Annotated in this window: 14 protein-coding genes; 10 read left to right on the top strand and 4 right to left on the bottom strand. The window is 73.7% G+C overall.

The window, feature by feature from the left end; genetic code table 11:
- Positions 1-11: 11 nt before the first annotated feature.
- Positions 12-1,847, bottom strand: a complete 1,836-nt coding sequence (locus P3T35_RS24185) for a hypothetical protein (protein ID WP_280707690.1) — start codon at positions 1,845-1,847, stop codon at positions 12-14.
- Positions 1,847-2,356 carry a hypothetical protein gene (locus P3T35_RS24180; RefSeq protein WP_280707688.1) on the bottom strand — a complete coding sequence of 170 codons (510 nt, stop codon included), beginning with the start codon at positions 2,354-2,356 and terminating at the stop codon, positions 1,847-1,849. Before P3T35_RS24180 ends, P3T35_RS24185 begins: the two co-directional genes overlap by 1 nt.
- 121 nt (positions 2,357-2,477) lie before the next feature.
- Here P3T35_RS24180 and P3T35_RS24175 point away from each other — a divergent pair, with 121 nt between their 5' ends.
- From P3T35_RS24175 to P3T35_RS24160, 4 genes are all read left to right on the top strand, one after another.
- Entirely contained in the window at positions 2,478-3,011 is a 534-nt protein-coding gene (locus P3T35_RS24175; protein ID WP_101384233.1) for a hypothetical protein, read from the top strand.
- Complete coding sequence (locus P3T35_RS24170; RefSeq protein ID WP_101384234.1) at positions 2,999-4,339, top strand: ABC transporter substrate-binding protein; 1,341 nt, start codon at positions 2,999-3,001, stop codon at positions 4,337-4,339. The genes P3T35_RS24175 and P3T35_RS24170 overlap by 13 nt, the downstream gene beginning before the upstream one ends.
- Before the next feature lie 67 nt (positions 4,340-4,406).
- The gene (locus tag P3T35_RS24165; protein WP_101384235.1) at positions 4,407-5,186 is read left to right on the top strand and encodes a ferritin-like domain-containing protein; all 780 of its coding nucleotides are present in this window, start codon (positions 4,407-4,409) and stop codon (positions 5,184-5,186) included.
- A complete protein-coding gene (locus P3T35_RS24160; RefSeq protein ID WP_101384236.1) occupies positions 5,186-7,318 on the top strand; it encodes an MMPL family transporter in 2,133 nt (710 codons plus the stop codon). The genes P3T35_RS24165 and P3T35_RS24160 overlap by 1 nt, the downstream gene beginning before the upstream one ends.
- 66 nt (positions 7,319-7,384) lie before the next feature.
- On the opposite strand, the gene P3T35_RS24155 is transcribed toward P3T35_RS24160, so the two are convergent.
- Entirely contained in the window at positions 7,385-9,880 is a 2,496-nt protein-coding gene (locus tag P3T35_RS24155; RefSeq protein ID WP_101384237.1) for a SpoIIE family protein phosphatase, read from the bottom strand.
- Positions 9,881-10,024: 144 nt separating this feature from the next.
- On the opposite strand from P3T35_RS24155, the gene P3T35_RS24150 reads away from it, so the two are divergent.
- From P3T35_RS24150 to P3T35_RS24125, 6 genes are all read left to right on the top strand, one after another.
- Entirely contained in the window at positions 10,025-13,210 is a 3,186-nt protein-coding gene (locus tag P3T35_RS24150) for a BTAD domain-containing putative transcriptional regulator (protein ID WP_180356792.1), read from the top strand.
- Positions 13,211-13,647: 437 nt separating this feature from the next.
- Positions 13,648-15,231 (top strand): BTAD domain-containing putative transcriptional regulator, encoded by a 1,584-nt coding sequence (locus tag P3T35_RS24145; protein ID WP_180356793.1) that lies wholly within the window; start codon positions 13,648-13,650, stop codon positions 15,229-15,231.
- A 53-nt stretch (positions 15,232-15,284) separates the two neighbouring features.
- Complete coding sequence (locus P3T35_RS24140) at positions 15,285-15,851, top strand: UbiX family flavin prenyltransferase (protein ID WP_101384240.1); 567 nt, start codon at positions 15,285-15,287, stop codon at positions 15,849-15,851.
- A 105-nt stretch (positions 15,852-15,956) separates the two neighbouring features.
- Positions 15,957-17,444 (top strand): UbiD family decarboxylase, encoded by a 1,488-nt coding sequence (locus tag P3T35_RS24135; protein ID WP_101384241.1) that lies wholly within the window; start codon positions 15,957-15,959, stop codon positions 17,442-17,444.
- 25 nt (positions 17,445-17,469) lie between these two features.
- Positions 17,470-18,207, top strand: a complete 738-nt coding sequence (locus P3T35_RS24130; protein ID WP_101384242.1) for a nuclear transport factor 2 family protein — start codon at positions 17,470-17,472, stop codon at positions 18,205-18,207.
- An 11-nt stretch (positions 18,208-18,218) separates the two neighbouring features.
- Complete coding sequence (locus tag P3T35_RS24125) at positions 18,219-19,736, top strand: aldehyde dehydrogenase family protein (protein WP_101384243.1); 1,518 nt, start codon at positions 18,219-18,221, stop codon at positions 19,734-19,736.
- A gap of 304 nt (positions 19,737-20,040) precedes the next feature.
- Here the strand turns inward: P3T35_RS24125 and P3T35_RS24120 are convergent, their stop codons facing one another.
- Entirely contained in the window at positions 20,041-20,709 is a 669-nt protein-coding gene (locus P3T35_RS24120; RefSeq protein WP_101384244.1) for a response regulator transcription factor, read from the bottom strand.
- Position 20,710 lies beyond the last annotated feature (1 nt).

Below are 20,710 nucleotides of genomic sequence, written 5' to 3'. Positions count from 1 at the left end.
GGGCGGAGCGGTCACGACGACGCCCCCAGCCGGCTGCGCGCCCACCCGGTGAGCCCGCCCGGCAGGTGCCCGGTGGCGGTGGCCAGCGCCCCGACCGCCACCGCCGACATGCCCGGGACCGTGGCGGCGTCCAGCCCGACCAGCACGAACGGGGCCAGCACCGCCCCGGCCGCGCTGTCCACCCCGGTCACCACCACCGTGGCGAACCAGAGCAGCCCCTGCACCGGGTCGAACGTCGCCGCGTCGAACGCACCGCCCGCCAGCGCCAGCAGCACCCCGCCGGCCCCGGCCAGCCCGGCGCCGAGGGCGAACACCAGCAGCTTGAGCCGCGGCACCGCCACCCCGGCCGCCCAGGCGCCCGCCTCATGGTCGCGGGTGGCCAGCAGGGCCCGGCCCAGCCGCCCCCGCCGCACGGCCGCCACCAGCAGCGCGCCCACCGCCAGCACCGCCAGCTCGGCACTGTAGAGCGCCCGGTCGCTGCGCAGGAACGACGGCCGGATCGCCGTCAACCCAGCAGTGGCATACGGCTGTTGGAAGACGAAGCGACTCAGTCCGACGGCCAGCGCGAAGGTCACCAGGGCCAGCACCAGGCCCCGCCGGTGCACTACCGGCCAGCCGATCAGCACCCCGGCGGCGGCCAGCCCGAGCACCGCCACCACCAGCGCCGCCCCGCCCGGCACCTGCCCGGAGGCGAGCTGCGCGGTGCCGAGCGCGCCCAGCCCGGCGAACGCGCCCTGGGCCAGCGAGACCAGCCCGCCGCTCCCGGTGACCAGCACCACCGAGAGCAGCACCAGCGCGATCCCGGGCACGGTCAGCAGCGCGCGCACCCCGCCACCGCGCAGCGCCAGCGGGGTGAGCAGCACCACCGCGCACAGCAGCGGCGTCCACCCGTCCCGATGGCGCCGAGCCCCCGTGCCGGCCAGCAGCGCCCCGCCCCCGACCAGCCCCTGCTCCGCCGCTCCCCACGGCACCAGGGCCGCCACCAGCAGGGCCACCGCGAACAGGTTGGACTGCGCGGCGTCCACCACGGCCGTCAGCGTGCCGGGCGGGTGCAGCCAGGCCAGCTCCGCCTGCGCGATGCCGAGCGCCAGCCCGGTGGCCACCGCCACCGGCAGGCTGTGGAACCGGGCGGCCACCGCCACCGCCAGGGTCTCCAGCACCAGCAGCGGCAGACCGTACGGGTCGAGCAGCACCAGCGGAGCCAGCAGCACCCCGACCAGGCCCGCCGTCAGCGCCCCGAACGCCCAGCCGATCGCGCCGACCGCCTCGGCGTTCACCCCCGCCAGTTCGGCCAGCACCGGGTCGTCCGCGACCGCCCGGCTGCGCACCCCGAACCGGGTGAACCGGCCCACCGCCCAGACCGCGCACGTCACCGCCAGCACCGCGCCCAGCTGGGCCACCGTGTCCAGGCGCAGCAGCCGCCCACCCGGCAGCGTGAAGGTGCGCGCCGGGACCAGCGACGGCACGTCGGCCAGCGGCGCGGTGCCCCAGATCGCCGCCACCAGCCCGATCAGCAGCACCAGCACCCCGACGGTCGCCACCACCTGCTCGCCGACCCCGGCCGCCCGCCGCCGCAGCGGTCCGAAGACGCCGAACTGCAGCAGCACCCCGAGCCCGGGCGCGACCAGCAGCAGGCAGGCGGCCGCCGCGAGCCACAGCGGCCAGCCGCGCACCACGGCCAGCTCGCGCAGCAGGTACGCGATGAACACGGCGATCCCGCCCTGCGCCAGATTGAGTACCCCGGTCAGCCGGTAGCAGACCACCAGCCCGACCCCGCTGAGCGCCGCCGCGCTCCCGACCGCCACGCCCGCGAGCGCGAAGTCGATCGCCAGTCCGGGTGCGGCCATCAGGGGGAAGTTCCGGGGGAGGGGAGGATGTCGGGCTCGCAGACCGGGCAGGGGGCCAGGCCGCGCTGCCGCACCGCGGCGGCGTCGACCGGCACGGCCTGCTCCTTGCCGGCCACCAGCGGGCAGCCCGGCCGGTGGCAGAGGGTGCCGCCCGGGACGGCGACCAGCCCGCCGCCGAGCACCCCCGGCTCCCCGGCCGCCTCGGGTGCCTGCCACTCGACGGCCGCCGCGGGCCGGTCGGCTGTGACACCGGCGGCGGTGTGGACGGCCAGCCAGACCAGCCCGCCGGTGAGCAGGGCGACGCCGGGCGCGGTGGCCGACGCCAGGTAGGGCAGCTGGCGGGCCGTCACGGACTCGCCGGAGACCGCGTACCAGCCGAGGACGCAGAGCGCCCCGCCGACCACGGCGAGCAGCAGGCCGGGGCCCGGCCCGGTGAACAGGCGCCCGGCGGCCGACCGGCCAGGTCCCCGCCGGCTCGGCGAGGAGGCGCCCGCGCCGGGGTCGTCCATCCGTTGCCTCCTGTTGCGTGCGGTTCGCCGATCGGCCTACATGGTCAGTGTTACCCGTGTCGCACGCTGACGCAGTGTCACCACGACCGAGAACCGGTACCACCGGGCGGAGAGAGACCCCATGCGCAAGGACCTCGTGATCAGAGCGGCCGGTGCCGTCCTCGGCGCCGCGCTGCTGGTGACCTCCTGCTCCAGCAGCACCAAGAGCACGACGACGCCGAGCCCCACACCGAGCCCCACGTCGGCCGGCCTTTCGCCCAGCCCGTCCGCCGGCCCCACCGGGACCGCACCCGCCGACACCGCGGCGGCCACCCAGCAGATCACCCAGAACTGGCAGAACTTCTTCTCGCCCAGCACCTCGATCACCGCCAAGGCCGGCCTCCTGCAGAACGGCACCCAACTGCTGCCGCTGCTGCAGAGCTTCGCCAACGACCCCCGGGTGGGCCAGATCAGCGCACAGGTGACCAATGTGCAGTTCACCTCCGCGACCATGGCGACCGTCACCTACAACCTCTCGCTCCAGGGGCAGACCGTTCAGCCCAACGCGGCCGGGCAGGCGGTGCTGGAGAACGGCACCTGGAAGGTCTCCGACTCGACGCTGTGCGCCCTGGTCGCCCAGGCCGGTGCCAGCGCGGTGCCCGGTTGCAGCAGCTGACCCGTCGCGCCCGCCTCGCCGCGGCCGTCCTGCTCCTGCTGGTCGGCTGCGGCACCCGGCTGCCCGCCAAGGACTTCGCCGCCCCCACCGGCCCACCGGCCAGTGGTGGCGACACGGCCAGCGACACCGGGGTGACGGCCGGCCAGATCAAGGTCGGGATCATCACCTCCCTCACCAGCCCGCTGGGCACCGAGGTGCTCTCCGGGCCGCGGTACGGGGCGCTGGCGTTCTTCCAGGCGCTGAACGCCGCCGGCGGGCTGCACGGGCGAACCGTGCAGGTGGTCACCTGCGACGACGGCGGCAGCGGCATCGGCAACCAGGACTGCGTGCACCAACTGATCGACCACGACCAGGTGTTCGCGCTCACGGCGGGAAGCTCGCTGGACTACGCGGGGGCGTCCTATGTGAGCGGCAAAGCGGTGCCGGACGTCGGCGGGCAGCCGATCGGGACGGAGTACGACCGCTGGCCGCACCTGTTCGAGATCTACGGCAACAGCGCTCCCCGGGACGGGCGCAGCGTCGGCTGGGACGGCACGCTCTACCAGACCACCGAGGTCTACCGGTTCTTCAAGCAGCGACTGAACGCCGACCGCGCCGCCGTGGTCGCCTACAACCAGGCCGAGTCGCTCTCCTACGCGCACCAGATCGAGCAGGGCCTCGCCGCCGAGGGCTACCACGTGCTGACCCAGACGGTGGACCTGGCGCTGCCCGCCTTCCAGGCCGTGGCCACGGCACTGTCGGCCGACCACACCCAGCTGCTCTTCGACGCCATGGACACCCGGGGCAACACCGCGCTCTGCCAGGCCCTGGACACCGCCGGGGTGAAGCTGGCCGCCAAGGTGACCAATGTGCAGAACTGGACCCAGACGGTGGCCCGCGACTACCAGTCGGCACCCGGCTGCCGCGCCGTGCTGTGGGCGACCTCGTCCAGCCGCAACTACGCGGACACCCAGTACCCGGCCGTGCAGGACTTCCGCACCGCGATGCAGCGCTACTACCCGGATCGTCAACCTGTCATGTCCGCCTGGGAGTTGGAGGGCTGGGCGGCGGCGCAGTGGCTGACCGACGCGATGGCCTCGTGCGGCGCCGCACTGACCCGGGCCTGCGCGGAGCGCTTCATGAACCGCGCTCAGCCGTATGACGCGCACGGGCTGCTGATCCCCACCGACTTCGTCCGCCGGCCACGCCCCAGCGGTCCGACCCGCGCCTGCCTGGACGTGGCCCGCTGGCAGGACGGCACTCCGGCGGGCGGGCCCGGCTGGGTCACCCAGGTGCCGGACATGGACACCAACTGCTTCGAGGTCCCGCAGCTGCCCTACCAGCCATGACGGCGGGCGTCGCCCGAACGGCGGCCAGCTGTTGCCGGGCCGTCGAGCCCCGCGTTGACTGGCTGACATGCTCTCAGCTCGCACTCTGTTCCAGGAGATCCACGCCAACGACGAGGCGTTCGGGCTGTTCTGCTCCATCGCGGCCAAGGGTGAGGACCAGGGCGGATGGGAGAACGGCCGGATCGCCGCACTGGTGGCGGACCAGGAACTCGCCCCCAAGATCGCGCGACACGGCGCCGACGAGGACAAGCACGGGCGGATCTTCAACGCCCTGCTGCACAAGCGCGGCCTCACCCCCGTCGCGGTGCCCGACGAGACCGACTACACGATGATCCTGGAGCGCCAGGGCATCGGGCTGGCGCACTCCCGGCTGCGCCGCGACGAGCCGCTGACCGAGGCGGACGTGATCGTCTACCTGGCGCACAGCCGGGTCACCGAGCAGCGCGCCTCCGAGCAGATGCGGCTGCTCTGCAAGGTGTTCGGCAACCACCCGGAGCTCGGCCGGGCGGTGCGGATGATCTCCGCCGACGAGGACAACCACCTCGCCTACTGCCACGAGGAACTGCTGCGGCTGGCCGCGGCCGGCCACGGGCGGCGGATCCTCGACACCCTGCGGGAGACCGCCAAGGCGGAGATCCGCACGTATCGCGACGTCAGCCTGGCCGTGACGGCCCACATGGGGGCCATCCTGCGCTGGCCCAAGGCCAAGTCGGCGGCGCTGGCCGCGGGCATCCAGGCGGTCTACCTGTACGAGCTGCTCGGCGGCTGGCAGCGGATGACCACCCTGAAGATGCCGGCCAAGCGCAACGCCCTGGGCGGTCCGGCGACGGCCGACGCCGTCGACTGATGGCCCAGACCGAACCGTCGCGGCCGAGCGGGGCGCTGACCCGGCTCGGCCGCTTCTGCTACGGGCGGCGCCGCCTGGTGCTGGTCGGCTGGGTGATCGGGCTGGTGGTGCTGCTGGTCGTCGGCTTCGGCTTCAAGGCCCGGGCCGACAACGACTTCACCGGCGGACGATCGGAGTCCGCCCACGCGCAGAACCTGCTCAAACAGCACTTCCCGGAGCGCAAGGGCAGCTCGCTGACCCTGGCGATCCAGGCCCCGGCGGGGCTGAACGATCCCGCGGTGCGCCAGCGGGTGGACGCGATGGTCGCCACCCTGGAGCACTCGCCGCACATCACCGCCGTCGGCTCGCCGTACGACGTCCCCGGGCAGATCTCGCACGACGGCACCGCGGGCTTCGCCACCACCCAGTCGGAGCAGAACCCGATGGATACCAGCGAGGTCAAGCACCTGATCTCGCAGGCCAAGGCGGCGAGCGGGTCGGGCGTCACCTTCGCGCTCGGCGGCGCCGACGTGGTCACCGCGGAGACCCCGTACGGCGGGTCCTCGGACGCGATCGGCGGGCTGGCCGCGATGCTGGTGATCCTGATCGCCTTCGGCTCGCTGCTGGCGATGGGGCTGACCATGCTGGCCGCCCTGTTCGGCATCGGCAGCGGACTGGCGCTCATCTTCCTCCTGGGGCATCCCATTCCGGCGCCCTCGTTCAGTCCGCTGGTGGCCACCCTGCTCGGCCTGGGCGTCGGCATCGACTACGCCCTCTTCATCGTCACCCGCTACCGGGAGGGACTGGCCGAGGGCGACCAGCCGGAACAGGCGGTGGTGTTCGCGACCGCCCGGGCCGGCCGCTCGGTGCTGTTCGCGGGCGCCACCGTGGTGATCGCCATGCTCGGCCTCGTCGTGGTGCAGCAGCGGCTGCTGACCGCCACCGCGGTGGCCGCCTCGGTGACGGTGCTGATGACCATGATCACCGCCGTCACCCTGCTCCCGGCGCTGCTGGCTTTCGCCGGGCACGGCATCGACCGGTTCAAGTTGCCCTATCTGGGCCGGACCGGATCCCGCAGCCCGATGGCCGAGCGCTGGGCCCGGGTGATCCAGCGGCGACCCGTCACCGGGTTGGTGACCGGTGCGTCGGTGATGATCCTGCTCGCCGTGCCCGCCCTGTCGATGCGGCTGAGCTTCGAGGACAACAGCACCGAACCGCACGGCACCAGCGGCTACACCGCCCACCAGATCCTCAAGCAGGGCTTCGGGCCGGGCTTCGACGCGCCGTTCGTGGTGGTCGCCGAGCTGCCCTCGCCGGGGGCGGCGGCCGCCATCGGGCCGCTGGTCAACGCGGTGGCGAGCGCGCCCGGGGTGGCGCAGACCGTGCCGCCGGAGCGCAGCGCGGACGGCGCGGCGGAACTGTTCATCGCGTACCCGACCACCGCGCACCAGGACCCGGCGACGCCCAACCTGCTGGACCGGCTGCGCGGCCAGGTGATCCCGCCCGCGATCGCCGGCACCGGGCTGGTGGTGTACGTCGGCGGGCCGACCGCGGGGGACACCGACTTCGCCTCCGAGGTCAGCGCCCGGCTGCCGTGGCTGATCGCGACGGTGATCGGGCTGGCGCTGATCCTGCTGCTGGTGCTGGTCCGCTCGGTGGCGATCGCGATCAAGGCGGCCGTGATGACACTGCTGTCGGTGGGGGCCGCGTTCGGCGTGCTGGTGATGATCGTGCAGTGGGGGTGGCTCAACTCGTTCCTCGGCTTCCCGACCACGGCGCCGGTGACCGCCTGGGTGCCGCTGTTCATCTTCCCGATCCTGTTCGGGCTCTCCACCGACTACGAGGTTTTCCTGGTCTCCCGGATCCGCGAGGAGTACGACGCGGGCAACGACACCCGGGAGGCGGTGGCCCGCGGCCTCAGCCGGACCGCCCGGGTGATCACCGCGGCGGCGGCGATCATGGTGACGGTCTTCCTCTCGGTGCTCGCCACCCCCGACATCGCGGTCAAGGAGTTCGGGCTCGGCCTGGCGGTCGCGGTCTTCCTGGACGCCACCCTGGTCCGGATGGTGCTGGTGCCGGCGATCATGGAGCTGCTGGGCAAGGTCAACTGGTGGCTGCCGCGCTGGCTCGACCGGATCCTGCCGCAGGTCTGACGGCCGGTCAGGCCGGGCGTCCCATCCACCCACGGCGTCGAGGGCGGCGCCACGCCTGACGGACGGTCACGCCGGGGGGTCCGGCTCCCGGCGGGCCAGCAGCAGCGCCACGTCGTCCGGCCGGTTCGGGGAGCGGTGGGCGGCGGACAGCAGCCGGTCGGCCAGCAGTTCGAGATTCGTCGGGTCCGCCTCGGCCAGGGTGTCCCGCAACCGCGCGATGCCCGGGTCGACGCCGATGCCGGGCTCCTCCACCAGGCCGTCGGTGTAGAGGGCGAGCACCGAGCCGACCGGCAGCGACACCGGGACGGCCGGGAAGTCGGCCGGCGTGGCCACCCCGAGCAGCGGCCCGCCCGGCAGCTCCAGCACCTCGGTCCGCCCGTCCGGATGCCGCAGCAGCGGCGGCACGTGGCCGGCCCGCACCATCAGGGCCGGCCCGTCCCCCGGGTCCAGCCGCACCAGCAGGCAACTCGCCAGAAGTCCCGGGTCCAGCTCCATCAGCAGCTGGTTGGTGCGCGCCAGCACATCCTGCGGCCGGTCCGAGCTGCTGGTGAACGCCCGTACCACGCTCCGGAGTTGGCCCATCGTCGCGGCCGCCGCCACGCTGTGCCCCTCGACGTCCCCGATCACCAGGGTCAGGCCCGGGCCGGTTGTCAGCACGTCGTACCAGTCACCGCCGATCTCCATGCCGCTGGTGCCGGGCAGATAGCGGGCGGCCACCGCCAACCCGGGGAACGGGGGCAGCCGGTGCGGCAGCAGCGCGTGCTGCAGACCGCGGGCCAGCGCGAACTCGGTGTCGTAGAGCCGGGCCCGCTCCAGCGCCTGGGCGATCAGTCCGCCCAGCGCCGTCAGCACCCCGCGCTCCTCGGCGGTGAACCGGCGGACCTCCTGGAAGCCCAGGATGCAGCTGCCGACCGGGCGTCCGGAGGCGATCAGCGGCAGGAAGGCCCAGGCCGCGCGGTCGTCCAGCGGGATCCCGGGATAGGCCGCGGCCAGCTCCTCGGCCGTCTCGTAGAAGATCGGTGAGCCGCTGATCAGGGCGTCCACGCCGGGCAGCCGGGCCCGCAGGTCGATGCCCTCGAAGCGGTCCAGGAAACCGTCCGGATAGCCGGTCTGCAGCGCCAGGTGCAGCCGGTTCTCCCGCACCACGTAGAGCGCCAACTGCTGACCGCCGAACGCCGGCAGGATCTGCTCGGCCACCGTGGCGCAGACCTCACGCACCGTGACCGCCTGGGTGAGCAGGCTGGCCAGCTGCATCAGGTGGTAGATCGCCCCGGGCTCGGTCGGCATCGCCGGCGGCCGACCCGCCACCGCCACCGGCCGGCCCGGCCCCGCGCTGCGGGCCGGTGCGGCCGCCGGCACCACCGTGCCGGTCACCCCGTGCGCGTCCGGGTAGAGCGAGAAGGCCAGCCAGTGCTCGGGCGGGCGGCAGGCCAGGAACGAGACCGCGGTCTGGGAGAGCATCGCCGCCCGGTAGCGGTCCGGATAGCCGGGATCGGCCAGCCACGGCAGCGCCTCCCACGGCTGACGGCCCAGCAGCTCGCCCCGTCCGGCGCCGAGCAGCAGTTCGCCGGCCCGGTTGAGATAGCTGAGCCAGCCGTCCGGATCCAGGGCGAACACCCCCTGCGGCAGCCGCTCCACCGCGCCCGCCGCCGCCGAGCCGACCGCCGGGGACACCACGCCGACCAGATGGTCCGGCGCCCCCGTCGCCGGCCGGGCCCACAGCCGCACCTCCCCGGCGCGTCCGTCCGGCTCGGCCGGCGTCAGCCGCAGCCGCATCGCCAGGGGCCCCGGTCGGTGCCCCGGCGTGGCCCACAACGGCCGTACGGCGGCGTGCAGCGCGGCCAGGTCCGAAGGGTGTACCCGGTCGGCCAGGTCCGCCCAGGTCGACTCCCGGTCCGGCGGCAGCTGGAGGATGGCCCGGGCCGAGTCGTCGGCGTCGAACACATCGGCGGCCAGATCCCAGTCGAAGAGCCCCACCGAGGTCGCGACTCCGGCGGGCTCCGGCAGGTCGACCAGCAGCGGCTCGCCATCGGCGGTCTGCGGTTCCCCCTGCTCCGCCAGCGCGGCCAGGCCCGCGCCGAGCCGGTTGGCCAGCGTCCGCAGGTGCCGCCGGGCCGTCGCCGGCACCCCGTGCGTGGCAGTCGGCCAGAGCGCGAACAGCGCCCCGAAGGTCTGCCCGGCACCGATCACCGGCACCGAGACCGAGGCGAACGCGTACGGCAGCCCCATCAGGAGCTCCGGGAACCGCCGCATGGTCTCCTCGGGCCCGCCCAGCGTCACCGTGCGGCCGCTGCGGAACGCCGCCGGCACCGGATGCGCGGCCGGCACGGGCAGCCGGGCGAACCCGCTCAGCAGCGAGGCCGGCACCCCGGCGACCGCGCTGAGCTGCAAGGATCGCCGGTCGGCGGAGGCGAGGTAGAGCAGGCAGCCGTACGCCTCGGTGGAGAGCACGGCCTTGCGCAGGCAACCGGTCACCAGCTCGGCGCGCGAACGGTCGACGCCGCCCGGGCCTGGCCCGGTGCGCCTCGCCCTCTCACCGCCGACCGGTGTGTCCTGGCGCACCCTCCCTCTCTAACCCGGGGCGCCAGAGGTGTCAACAGCAGAGCCGAGCACCCCCTTCGCCCCTTGGGGTGGGTGCTGACCTGGGCTTTCGTCAGATTCCGGACGCCGCACGGCCGATGGCCGCTTGATGCCACAATGATCATTGTGCGGATTGACCTCCTTGGGCCGTTGGCCGTGCGGGCCGGCGACGGCAGATCGATCGAGATCGGCAGTGCCACGCTGCGTGCGCTGCTGGCCCGGCTGGCACTGGTGGCGGGGCAGGCGGTGACCGCCGAGGCACTGGTGGACGACCTGTGGGGCGCCGAGCTGCCCGCCGGGGCGGCCAACGCGCTGCAGCGCCGGGTCTCCCGCCTACGCCGCGTACTGGCGAGCGGCGGCGAGCCGGACGCGCTGCACCTGGAGGCCGGCGGCTACCGGCTGGCGTTCGAGCCGGACGCGGTGGACGCCCTGCGCTTCCAGCGGCTGGCCGAGCAGGGCCGGGCCGCCCTCGCCGCCGGGCACACCGCGCAGGCGGCCGAGCTGCTGCGCGCCGCCGACCGGCTGTGGCGCGGGCCGGCCGCGCTCACCGGCCTGGGCGAGGCGCCGTTCGCCGCCCCCGCCGCCGACCGGCTGGGCGCCACCCGGCTGCTCGCCGCCGAGGACCGCCACGACGCCGAACTGGCGCTCGGTCGGGCCGCCGCCCTGCTCCCCGAGCTGGAGCAGCTGGCCGCCGCGCACCCCTGGCGGGAGCGCCTGCAGGGCCAGCTGATGCGCGCCCTGCAGGCGACCGGTCGGCAGGCCGAGGCACTCGCCGTCTACCAGCGGGTACGAACCGAGCTGGCCGAGCAGCTCGGCGTGGAACCGTCCGCCGAACTGGCCGCCGTCCAGCTCGACGTGCTGCGCCGGATCCCGCAGCCCCGAGCGGCCGTGGCCGCCCCGGCGCCCCGCTCCGCGATACCCGCCGGCAGCACCAGCTTCGTCGGCCGCGCCGCGGAGCTGCGGCAGGTGTACCGGCTGCTGACCACGGCCCGGCTGGTCACCGTGGTCGGCCCCGGTGGCGCCGGCAAGACCAGGTTCGTCCGGGAACTGCTCGCCCGGCACCCCGAGCAGCCGTTCGGCGAAGCCTGGTTCGTCGACCTGGCCGCAGTCGCCGACCCCGGCTACGTGGCCCAGACCGTCCTGGTCACCGTCGGCCCCCAGGAGCAGCTCCAGCCCGCCCTGGCCGACTCGGGCACCACGTCCGCCGGCGGCATCGCCGAGCGGATCGTCGCCGCCCTGCGCCACCGGCCCGTGCTGCTGGTGCTCGACAACTGCGAGCACCTGGCCGCCGCCGTCGCGCTGCTGGCCGGGCGGCTGCTGGCCGACTGCCCCGAGCTGCGGATCCTGGCCACCAGCCGGGAGGTGCTGGGGCTCACCGGCGAGCAGCAGTTCCCGCTGCCGCCACTGAGCCTGCCCGCACCCGGCAGCCCGACCGCCGCCGCGCCCGGCTACCCGGCCGTGCGGCTCTTCCTGGACCGGGCCGCCGCCGTCCGGCCCGGCTTCAGCCTCGGCCCCGAGTCCGCGCCGGCCGTGATCGAGATCTGCCGCCGCCTCGACGGCCTGCCACTGGCCATCGAACTGGCCGCGGCCCGGATCCGGATCCTCGACCCGCAGGAGCTGGCCCGGCGCCTCGACGACCGGTTCCAGCTGCTCGCCAACTCCGACCGCACCGCCCCCGCCCGCCACCAGACGCTGCGCGCGGTGGTCGACTGGAGCTGGTCGATGCTGGAGCAGCCGGAGCGGGTGCTGGCCCGCCGCTTCACCGTCTTCGCCGGCGGCGCCACGCTGGAGGACATCGAGCAGCTCTGCGGCACCGGTCCCGAACTGCCGCGCGCCGCCGTGCTCGACATCCTGGCGGCGCTGGTCGACAAGTCGCTGGTGGAGGTCGGCGAGCCGGCCGTGCCCGGCACCGGCACCCGCTACCGGATGCTCGACACCATCCGCGCCTACGGCGCCGAGCGACTGGCCGAGGCCGGCGAGACCGACCAGCTCCAGCAGGCCCACGCGCTGCACTGGACGGCCTTCGCGCAGACCGCCGAACCGCGGCTGCGCACCGGCGAACAGCTGCCCTGGCTGGCCCGGTTGCGCGCCGAACACCCCAACCTCTTCGCGGCGCTGCGCCGTTCACTGGACGCCGGGCAGAACGGGACCGCGCTACGGCTGTGCGCTGCGCTGATGTGGCCGTGGCTGGTCCAAGGGGCCCGCTACGACTACCAGTTGGTGGACCGGGTGCTGGCGCTGCCCGGCGCCGGGCTGCCCACCGAGCGCACCGTGATCGCGACGGCGCACGCCCTGGTGCTCTCCTCGGCCTTCGCGGGCGGCGCCCCGGAGCTCGGCCGCCGGGCCGTGGCGCGGGCCCGCGAGCATGCCGAGCGGGCGGAGCGCGGGGCGCACCCGGTGCTCGTCTTCCTGGCACCGATCGATGCGCTGCTGGCGCACGACCGGGCCCGGGCCCGGCAGGAGCTGACCGCGGTGATGCCCGAAGCCGAGCCGTGGACCGAGGCGTTGGCGCTCATGCTCCGCGGCCTCGTGCTGGTCGGCGAGAGCGAGCTGACCCAAGCGCGGTCGGACGTCGCGCGGGCCCGGGACATCTTCGCGGTGCTCGGTGATCGATGGGGCCGCTACGTGGCCGCCCAGTCGCTGGCGTCCATCATCGGCGAACCGGCCACCGCCGCCGCCTGCTACCGGGAGGCGCTGGCCTGCCTGGCCGAGCTCGGCATGGACCAGCACGTGCCGGTGGTGGTCGCGCAGCTCGGCTATGAACTGGTCCGGGCCGGCGAACCCGCTGCCGCCCAGGCCGAACTGACCAGGGCTCTGGCCCTGGCGGAACACTCCACGGACCAGCTGGCCGCGGTCTGGGCCACCGGAGGCCTGGTCGAACTGGCCAACCGCTCCGGGCACTTCGCCGAGGCGCGGCGTCGCTTCGAGCAGCTGCGCCGGGCCCTGGCGCAGGGCGCCGGCGCCGCGCTGCTGCCGACGATGCTCTCCCGGATCGCCGGTGCGATGCTGCGTCAGGGCGAGGTGGCCGGGGCCCGGGACAACCTGCGGCAGGCTGTGGACCTCACCATGGCCGCCACCGACGCCCCCGACCGGCGGGCCGCCCTGCGGATCCTGGCCGACCGTGCCTGCGCCAACCGGGACTTCGCACTCGCCGCCATGCTGTTGGGCATCGCCGCCGCCGACCCCGGCCCGGCAGGGCCGACCGCCGACCTGCGCGGCCACCTGGGCGACGAAGCCTTCGAAACCGCCTACCACCGCGGAGCCGCCCTCGACCTGGACGCCGTCTCCGCATTAGCCACCCCCGCACCTTAGGCCGCCGCCGCACCCGGGCCCGGCTCCGCGCCGGAGCGCGCCGCTGCGCCGGAGGTCGTGCTCGCGCCCGAGCCTGCTGCTGCGCCCAGGCCGGTCCTCGCAGCCGAACCCGGTCCTGCGCCGGAGTCTGCTGCCGTGTCCGAGCCCGGCTCCGGGCCGGGGTCTGCTGTCGCGCCCGCGCCTGCCACCGTGCCGGGGCCTTCCGCTGCGCCGGAGTCTGCTGCCGTGTCCGAGCCCAGCCCCGCGCCCGAGTCTGCTGCCGCACCCGGGCTTGCCAGTGAACCCGGGCCCGCCGCCGCACCCAGCCCCACCACCACCCCCGGTTCGCTGTCAGGGTCCGGTCAGCGTGCGGTCCGTGGCCGGTCAGCGGGCTGAGGGACGCTGGACCATGGCAGCGGGCGGCGGGCAGAATGACGGCAGGGCGGGGGACCAGGGCAATGCGCTTCGGGTTGTTGGGGCCGATCGAGTCCAGCGATGGCGACGGTCGGTTACACGTCGTCCCGGCGCCCAAGCAGCGGGCGCTGCTGGCCTGCCTGCTGGTGCGGCCGAACCAGCACGTCACCATGGACACCCTGATCGACATGCTCTGGGATGGCGACGCCCCGCCCAGCGCCAGGGCTGCCGTGCTCAACTACGTGACCCGGCTGCGCAGGCAGCTGGGCCCTGAGCTGGCCGCCCGAGTGCGCACCGAGGCCGGCGGCTACCGGCTGGAGCTGCGCGCCGCCGAGGAGGCCGACCATCTGCATGCGGGCGCGCTGGAGCAGCGGGCGCGCCGTGCGGTGGCCGCCGGCGACTGGCCGATGGCGTTGGAACTGGCTGGCCAGGCAGTGGAGTTGTGGCGCGGCGAGCCCCTGCAGGACGTGCCCTTCGACCGGCTGCGGGCGGAGCACCTACCGCCGTTGAGCGGGCTGCAGCTGCGCCTGGAGGAGTTACGGATCGACGCGGCGCTGGGTGCGGCCCGGTTCGACCAGGCGACGCAGTGGCTGGCCGAGCTGCTCATCCGTCACCCGCTCCGGGAGCCCTTGCAGTTGCGCAAGCTGGTCGCGCTGCACTCCGCCGGGCAGCGGGCCGAGGCGCTGGCCGACTACCACCGGTTCTGCGGTCTGCTGCGTGAGGAGTTGGGCGTCGGCCCGTCCCAACCGCTACAGGCAGCCCATGAGTTGATCCTGCGAGACGCCGCCACGGCCGCCGTGATCGAGGTCTGGCGCTCGGCGCAGCGGCTGCCGGCCGCTGCGGCCGGCCCGGTGGCGGCGGAGCGGTTCGAGCCGCCGCCGCGCCAACTGCCCAGGGCGCCGCGCCTGCTGGTCGGCCGGGAGGCGGAGTCCAAGGAGCTGGGCCGCCTGCTGGCCCCCGCCACCGACTGCCAGGTGGCGCTGCTGACCGGACCGGCCGGGGTTGGCAAGACCACCCTGGCGCTGGCCTGGGCGCACCACGCGGCCGACCGGTTCCCGGACGGCCAGCTGTTCGTCGACCTCAAGGGGCATGCCGCGGACGGCCCGGTCGATCCGCGGCGCGCGGTCAGCGTGCTGCTGGACTGCCTGGGGGTGCCGTCGGACCGCCAGCCGGTCACCTTCGAGGGCCGCGCGGCGCTCTACCGCAGTACGGTGGCCGGGCGCCGGCTGCTCTTCGTCTTCGACGACGCCCGGGACGCCGAGCAGGTGCGGCCGCTGCTGCCGCCCGGCACCAGCTGCCGCACCGTGGTGACCAGTCGGCAGCCGTTGGCGGCGCTGGTGGTGGCGGACGGCGCCGAGCCGCTGCCGCTGGAGCGGCTCAGCTCGGACGGCGCCCGGGAGTTGCTGGTGCACCGGCTGGGCGCGGCCCGCAGCAGCGGTCAGGAGGCCGCGCTGGCCCGGCTGGTGGAGCGGTGCGGACGGCTGCCGCTGGCACTGGCGGTGGTCGCGGCCGACGCGGCGACCATGCCGCAGCTCTCCTTGGAGGCCCTGGCGGCCGACACCGCGCACCTCAACCGGCTGCTGACGCAGGGCCGGAGCGCCGGCCGGCCGGCCGACGCCGCGCGATAGTGCCGCGTTGTCGCCCGTCCGTACGGTCACTGCCAGAACTGGAAGGTGGAGTGATGGACGGAACCCGTCGTCTTGTGGTGGGGATCAGCGGCGCGACCGGGTTGGTGTACGGGACGAGAGTGCTGGAACTGGCCCGCAAGGCCGGGCTGGAGACCCATCTGGTGGTCACCCCCGCCGGGCAGCAGACCCGCGCCCATGAGACCGACCTGACGGCCCGTGATCTGGCGGCGATGGCCGACGTGGTGTACCGGCCGGCCGACATCGGCGCCGCGATCGCCTCCGGCTCGTTCCGCACCGCCGGAATGATCGTGGCGCCCTGCTCGATCCGGACCCTGTCGGCGATCGCCCACTCCAACGGGGACAACCTGCTGACCCGGGCCGCGGACGTCACCCTCAAGGAGCGCCGCCGCCTGGTGCTGCTGGTCCGGGAGACCCCGCTGACTCTGGGCCATCTGCGGGCGATGACCGCCGTCACCGAGTGCGGCGGCATCGTGATGCCGCCGGTGCCCGCCTTCTACCTGCGCCCGCGCACGGTCGAGGAGATCGTCGACCACACCGCGGGCCGCGCGCTCGACCTGCTCGGCGTGGACGTCCCGGACCTGCCGCGCTGGGGCGAGTAGCCGACCTTCAAGCACGACCTTCAAGCACGACCTTCAAGCACGACCTTCAAGCACGACCTTCAAGCACGACCTGTTGTGCACGACTTGTGGTGAGAGGCCGAACCGTTGAAACACCTGAAGAGCCTGCGCGAGTTCATCGAGGAGCTGGCCAAGATCGGCGAAGTCCAGGAGATCGACAAGGAGGTCGACTGGAACCTGGAGATCGGCGCCGTCGCCCGTCGGTCCTATGAACTGCGGGCCCCGGCACCGCTGTTCAACACCATCAAGGGGATCGACAAGGGATTCCGGGTGCTCTCCGCGCCCGCCGGCCTCTCCGCTCAGCCGGGGCTCGCCTACAGCCGGATCGCGCTGGCCCTGGGCCTGCCGGCCGACGCCAAGGGCGCCGACATCGTCACGGCGCTGGCCGACGCCCGGCAGCGCGAGCCGATCCCGCCGAAGGTGCTGGCGACCGGCCCGTGCAAGGAGAACATCATGAAGGGCGACGAGGTCGACCTGCTGAAGTTCCCCACCCCGCTGATCCACGACGGCGACGGCGGCCGCTACATCCAGTCCTTCGGCATGAACATCGTCCGCACCCCGGACGGTTCCTGGACCAACTGGTCGATCAACCGGATGATGCTGGTCGACCGCAACCGGCTGGCGTGCCTGATCCCGCCGCCGCAGCACCTGGGCATCATCCGGGCGCTCTGGGAGCGGCAGGGCGAGCCGATGCCGATCGCGGTGGCGCTGGGCGTCGAGCCGGGCCTGCCGTTCGTCGGCGGGATGCCGATCCCGGAGGGCGAGGACGAGTCGCACTTCATGGGCGCCTACTTCGGCGAGCCGCTGGAGATGGTGCAGGCGGAGACCGTCGACCTGCTGGTGCCGGCCACCGCGGAGATCGTGATCGAGGGCTATGTCTCGCTCACCGACACCGTGGAGGAGGGCCCGATGGGGGAGTACCCCGGTTACCTGGACCGGGGCAGCCACTCGCCCAAGCCGGTGCTGCACGTCACCGCCGTGACCCACCGCAATGACCCGATCCTGCCGGTGGCGGTGGCCGGCGCGCCGGTCGAGGAGGACCACACCGGCTGGGGCCTGCCGCACGCCGCCGAGATGATGCACGTGCTGCGCCAGGCCGAACTGCCGGTCTCGGCCTGCTGGGGAGTGTTGGAGTCGGCCTGCCACTGGTGGGTGGTGGCGCTCCCTGTGGACTGGCACGAGCGCTCCGGCCTGAGCTCGCAGGAGATGGCCCAGCGGGTCGGCGAAGTGGTGTTCGGCGCGGGCAAGTTGGCCTTCGGCGTGCCCAAGCTGCTGCTGGTCGAGCACGACTTCGACATCGCCGACCCGAACCAGCTGATCTGGGCGTTCGCCAGCCGCTCGCACCCCGAGCACGGCGAGGCGCACTTCCCCAACCAGTCGCAGAACATCATCCCGATCTACCTGGACGAGCACGAGCGGCTCAGCTACCACGCCACCAAGGTGGTCTACAACTGCCTGCTGGCGGACCGCTTCCCGGTCGGCGAGCGGCCGGTGGCCTCGGACTTCGCCCACAACTGGCCGACCGACCTCCAGCAGTACGTTCTGGACAACTGGCAGTCCTACGGCTACCGCTGACGAATCGTCGGAAAGGAGCTCAGTCATGCCCATGTACTCAGTGGCGTTTCCGGTCGATGGCCTGACGTCTGATCAGAAGCGTGAGATCGCGGGGGCGGTGACCCGGATCCATGCTGCGGTGACCGGTGCCCCCGAGTCATTCGTGCACACCTCGTTCGAGGCGTTCGCGGCGGGGGACTACTTCGTCGGCGGCGAGCCGGCCGGGCCGATCGTGATCACCGGCCGGATCCGGGCCGGCCGGTCGGACGGCGACAAGCAGCGGATCCTGCGCGAGCTCGCCGCGGCGGTGGCCGACATCACCGGCCGCCCCCTGGCGGAGGTCGCCACCATCGTGCGCGACGTGCCGTCCAAATACATCTTCGAGGGTGGGCAGTTGATGCCGGAGCCGGGCCAGGAGGACGCCTGGCTGGCCCGGCTCGGCGGCGGCCCGACCACCGAGGAGCTGGCCGTGCGGCACTTCGAGGCCTGGAAGAAGGGTGACGTCGAGGCGATCGCCGCCGACTACGCGCCGGACGCCGTGCTGGTCAACGGGTTCGGCGCGATCACCGGGCGGGAGGCGATCGCCGACTTCTACCGCCGGGTGTTCACCGAGTGGTTCCCGGCCGAGGTCCGCGAAGCCATCGAGTTCGGCCGCCCGCTGGTGGACGGCGACACCGCCTTCCTGGAGTGGCACGGCGGCCCGGCCAGCTATGCGGCGGACACCCTCGTGATCCGCGACGGCCGCAAGCAGTACCAGTCCTTCGCCGCAGTCTTCACTTCCTGAGGAACTCCCAGATGACAACGGGCAACACCCCCAACGCCGCACCGCTGAGCGCCGACTCGCGCACCGTCGCCCCCGGCCGGCTGCTGATCGGCGGCAGCTGGCGCGAGGCGCTCTCCGGCGCCCGCCAGGAGACCGTCAACCCGGCCACCGAACAGGTCACCACCACGGTGGCGCGGGCCGGTGCCGAGGACGCGGCGCTGGCCGCGGCCGCCGCCAAGGAGGCCTTCGACGACGGCCGGTGGAGCGCGATGCCGGGCTCCCAGCGGGCCAAGGTTCTCAACCGGGTCGCCGACCTGATCGAGGAGCGGGCCGAGGAACTGGCCTTCCGCGAGGTCGTGGACATGGGCAAGCTGTGGCGGGACGCCATGACCATCGACATCCCGCACATCGCCAACATGTTCCGCTACTTCGCCGGTTGGACCACCAAGCTGGAGGGCGCGGTCAAGACCGTCGAGCCGGTCGGCGCGCTGGGCCGGGTGATGGCCTTCACCAACCGGCAGCCGCTGGGCACGGTGGCGGCCGTCACGCCGTTCAACTTCCCGCTGATCCTGACCGTCAGCAAGATCGCCCCGGCGCTGGCGGCCGGCAACTCCTTCATCCACAAGCCGTCCTCGGACACCCCGCTCTCCTCGATCACGCTGGCCGAGATCATGATGGATGCCGGGGTGCCGGAGGGCGCGTACAACCTGCTGACCGGCGGCGGCTCCGAGGTGGGCCGGGCCCTGGTGACAGACCCGCGGATCGACAAGATCGCGCTCACCGGCTCCACCGGCACCGGAAAGTCGATCATCCGCGACTCGGCCGACACCCTCAAGCACCTCACCATGGAACTGGGCGGCAAGAGCCCGAACATCATCTTCGCCGACGCCGACCTGGACCAGGCGGTCACCACCGCGTTCTACGCGATCTTCTGGAACAAGGGCGAGGTCTGCGTGGCCGGCTCGCGCCTGCTGGTGCAGCGGGAGGTCTACGACGAGGTGGTCGAGCGACTGACCGCGCTGTGCGCGGGCGCCCGCACCGGCGACCCGTTCGACCCCGCCACCGACTTCGGACCGATCGCCACCAGGCGCGAGTTCGACAAGGTGATGGACTACGTCCGGATCGGCCGGGACGAGGACAAGGCCCGGCTGGTCACCGGCGGCGACTCGCTGACCGTCGACGGCCGCGGCTGGTACATCCGGCCGACCGTCTTCGCGGACGCCCGCAACGACATGCGGATCGCCCAGGAGGAGATCTTCGGTCCGGTGCTGCCGGTCATCCCGTTCGACACCGAGGAGGAGGCGGTGGCGCTCGGCAACGACACCCCGTACGGCCTCGCCGCGGGCGTCCAGACCCGGGACGTGGCCAAGGCGCTGCGGGTGGCGCAGCGGCTGGACGCCGGCACCGTCTGGATCAACACCTGGCACCTCTACGATCCGTCGGCGCCGTTCGGCGGCTTCAAGGCCAGCGGCTACGGCCGTGAGAACGGCCCGGAGGCGTTCGAGAACTACACCCAGTACAAGACGACCTGGCTGAGCCTGGAGTCCTGACCGGGTGTCATGGTGGATCCCCCGCCGGTTGTGCTGCTTCCCCTTCCCCCGCCGGTTTGAGATCGCCGCCGACTTCGAACCGCGCGGGGGGAAGCACCGTGATCGAACTGAGCTCGACGAGCTCTGACTCGACGGGCCCTGAGCCGACGGCCCCGACCCGGCGGGCCCCGACCAAGCGGGCCCCGACCCGGCGGGCCCCGACCCGACGAGCTCTGAGCCGACGGGCCCCGACCCGACGAGCTCTGAGCCGACGGGTCCCGACCCGACGAGCCCTGACATCACGGGCTCGGGCTCTGAGCGACCCTCAGCTCCCGCCGGCCCGGACCAGGCCCGACTGGTAGGCGATCACCACCAGTTGGGCCCGGTCCCGGGCGTCCAGCTTGGCCATCGCCCGGTTGACGTGGGTCTTCGCGGTGAGCGGGGTGATGAACAGCCGCCCGGCGATGTCGTCATTGGACAGGCCCGCCGCGACCAGGGTGACCACCTCGAGCTCCCGGGCGGTGAGCGAGGAGAGCCGCTCCGGCACCCCGCCCGGCACGGCCGGCTGGGCCAGGAAGCGCCCGATCAGCGCCCGGGTGGCGGCCGGTGAGAGCAGCGCGTCACCGGCCGCCACCACCCGGATCGCGGTCAGCAACTCCTCGGGGTCGATGCCCTTGCCGAGGAACCCGCCGGCGCCGGCCCGCAGCGCCTCCGCCACGTACTCGTCGTTCTCGAAGGTGGTCAGCACCAGCACCTTCACCGCGGCCAGCGCCGGATCGGCGGTGATCTCCCGGGTGGCGGCCACGCCGTCCAGCTCGGGCATCCGAATGTCCATCAGCACCAGGTCGGGCCGCAGCGCCCGGGTCATGGCCACCGCCTGGCGGCCGGTGCCGGCCTCGCCGACCACCTCCAGGTCGTCGGTGGAGTCGATCAGCAGCCGGAAGGTGCCGCGCAGCAGGGCCTGGTCGTCGGCGAGCAGCACGCGGATGGTCATG

This window comes from Kitasatospora sp. GP30 (genome assembly GCF_029892145.1).
GTDB lineage: Bacteria > Actinomycetota > Actinomycetes > Streptomycetales > Streptomycetaceae > Kitasatospora > Kitasatospora acidiphila.
Note: the sequence above shows the minus strand (reverse complement) of the source record. Positions and strands in the feature narration are given on the sequence as shown.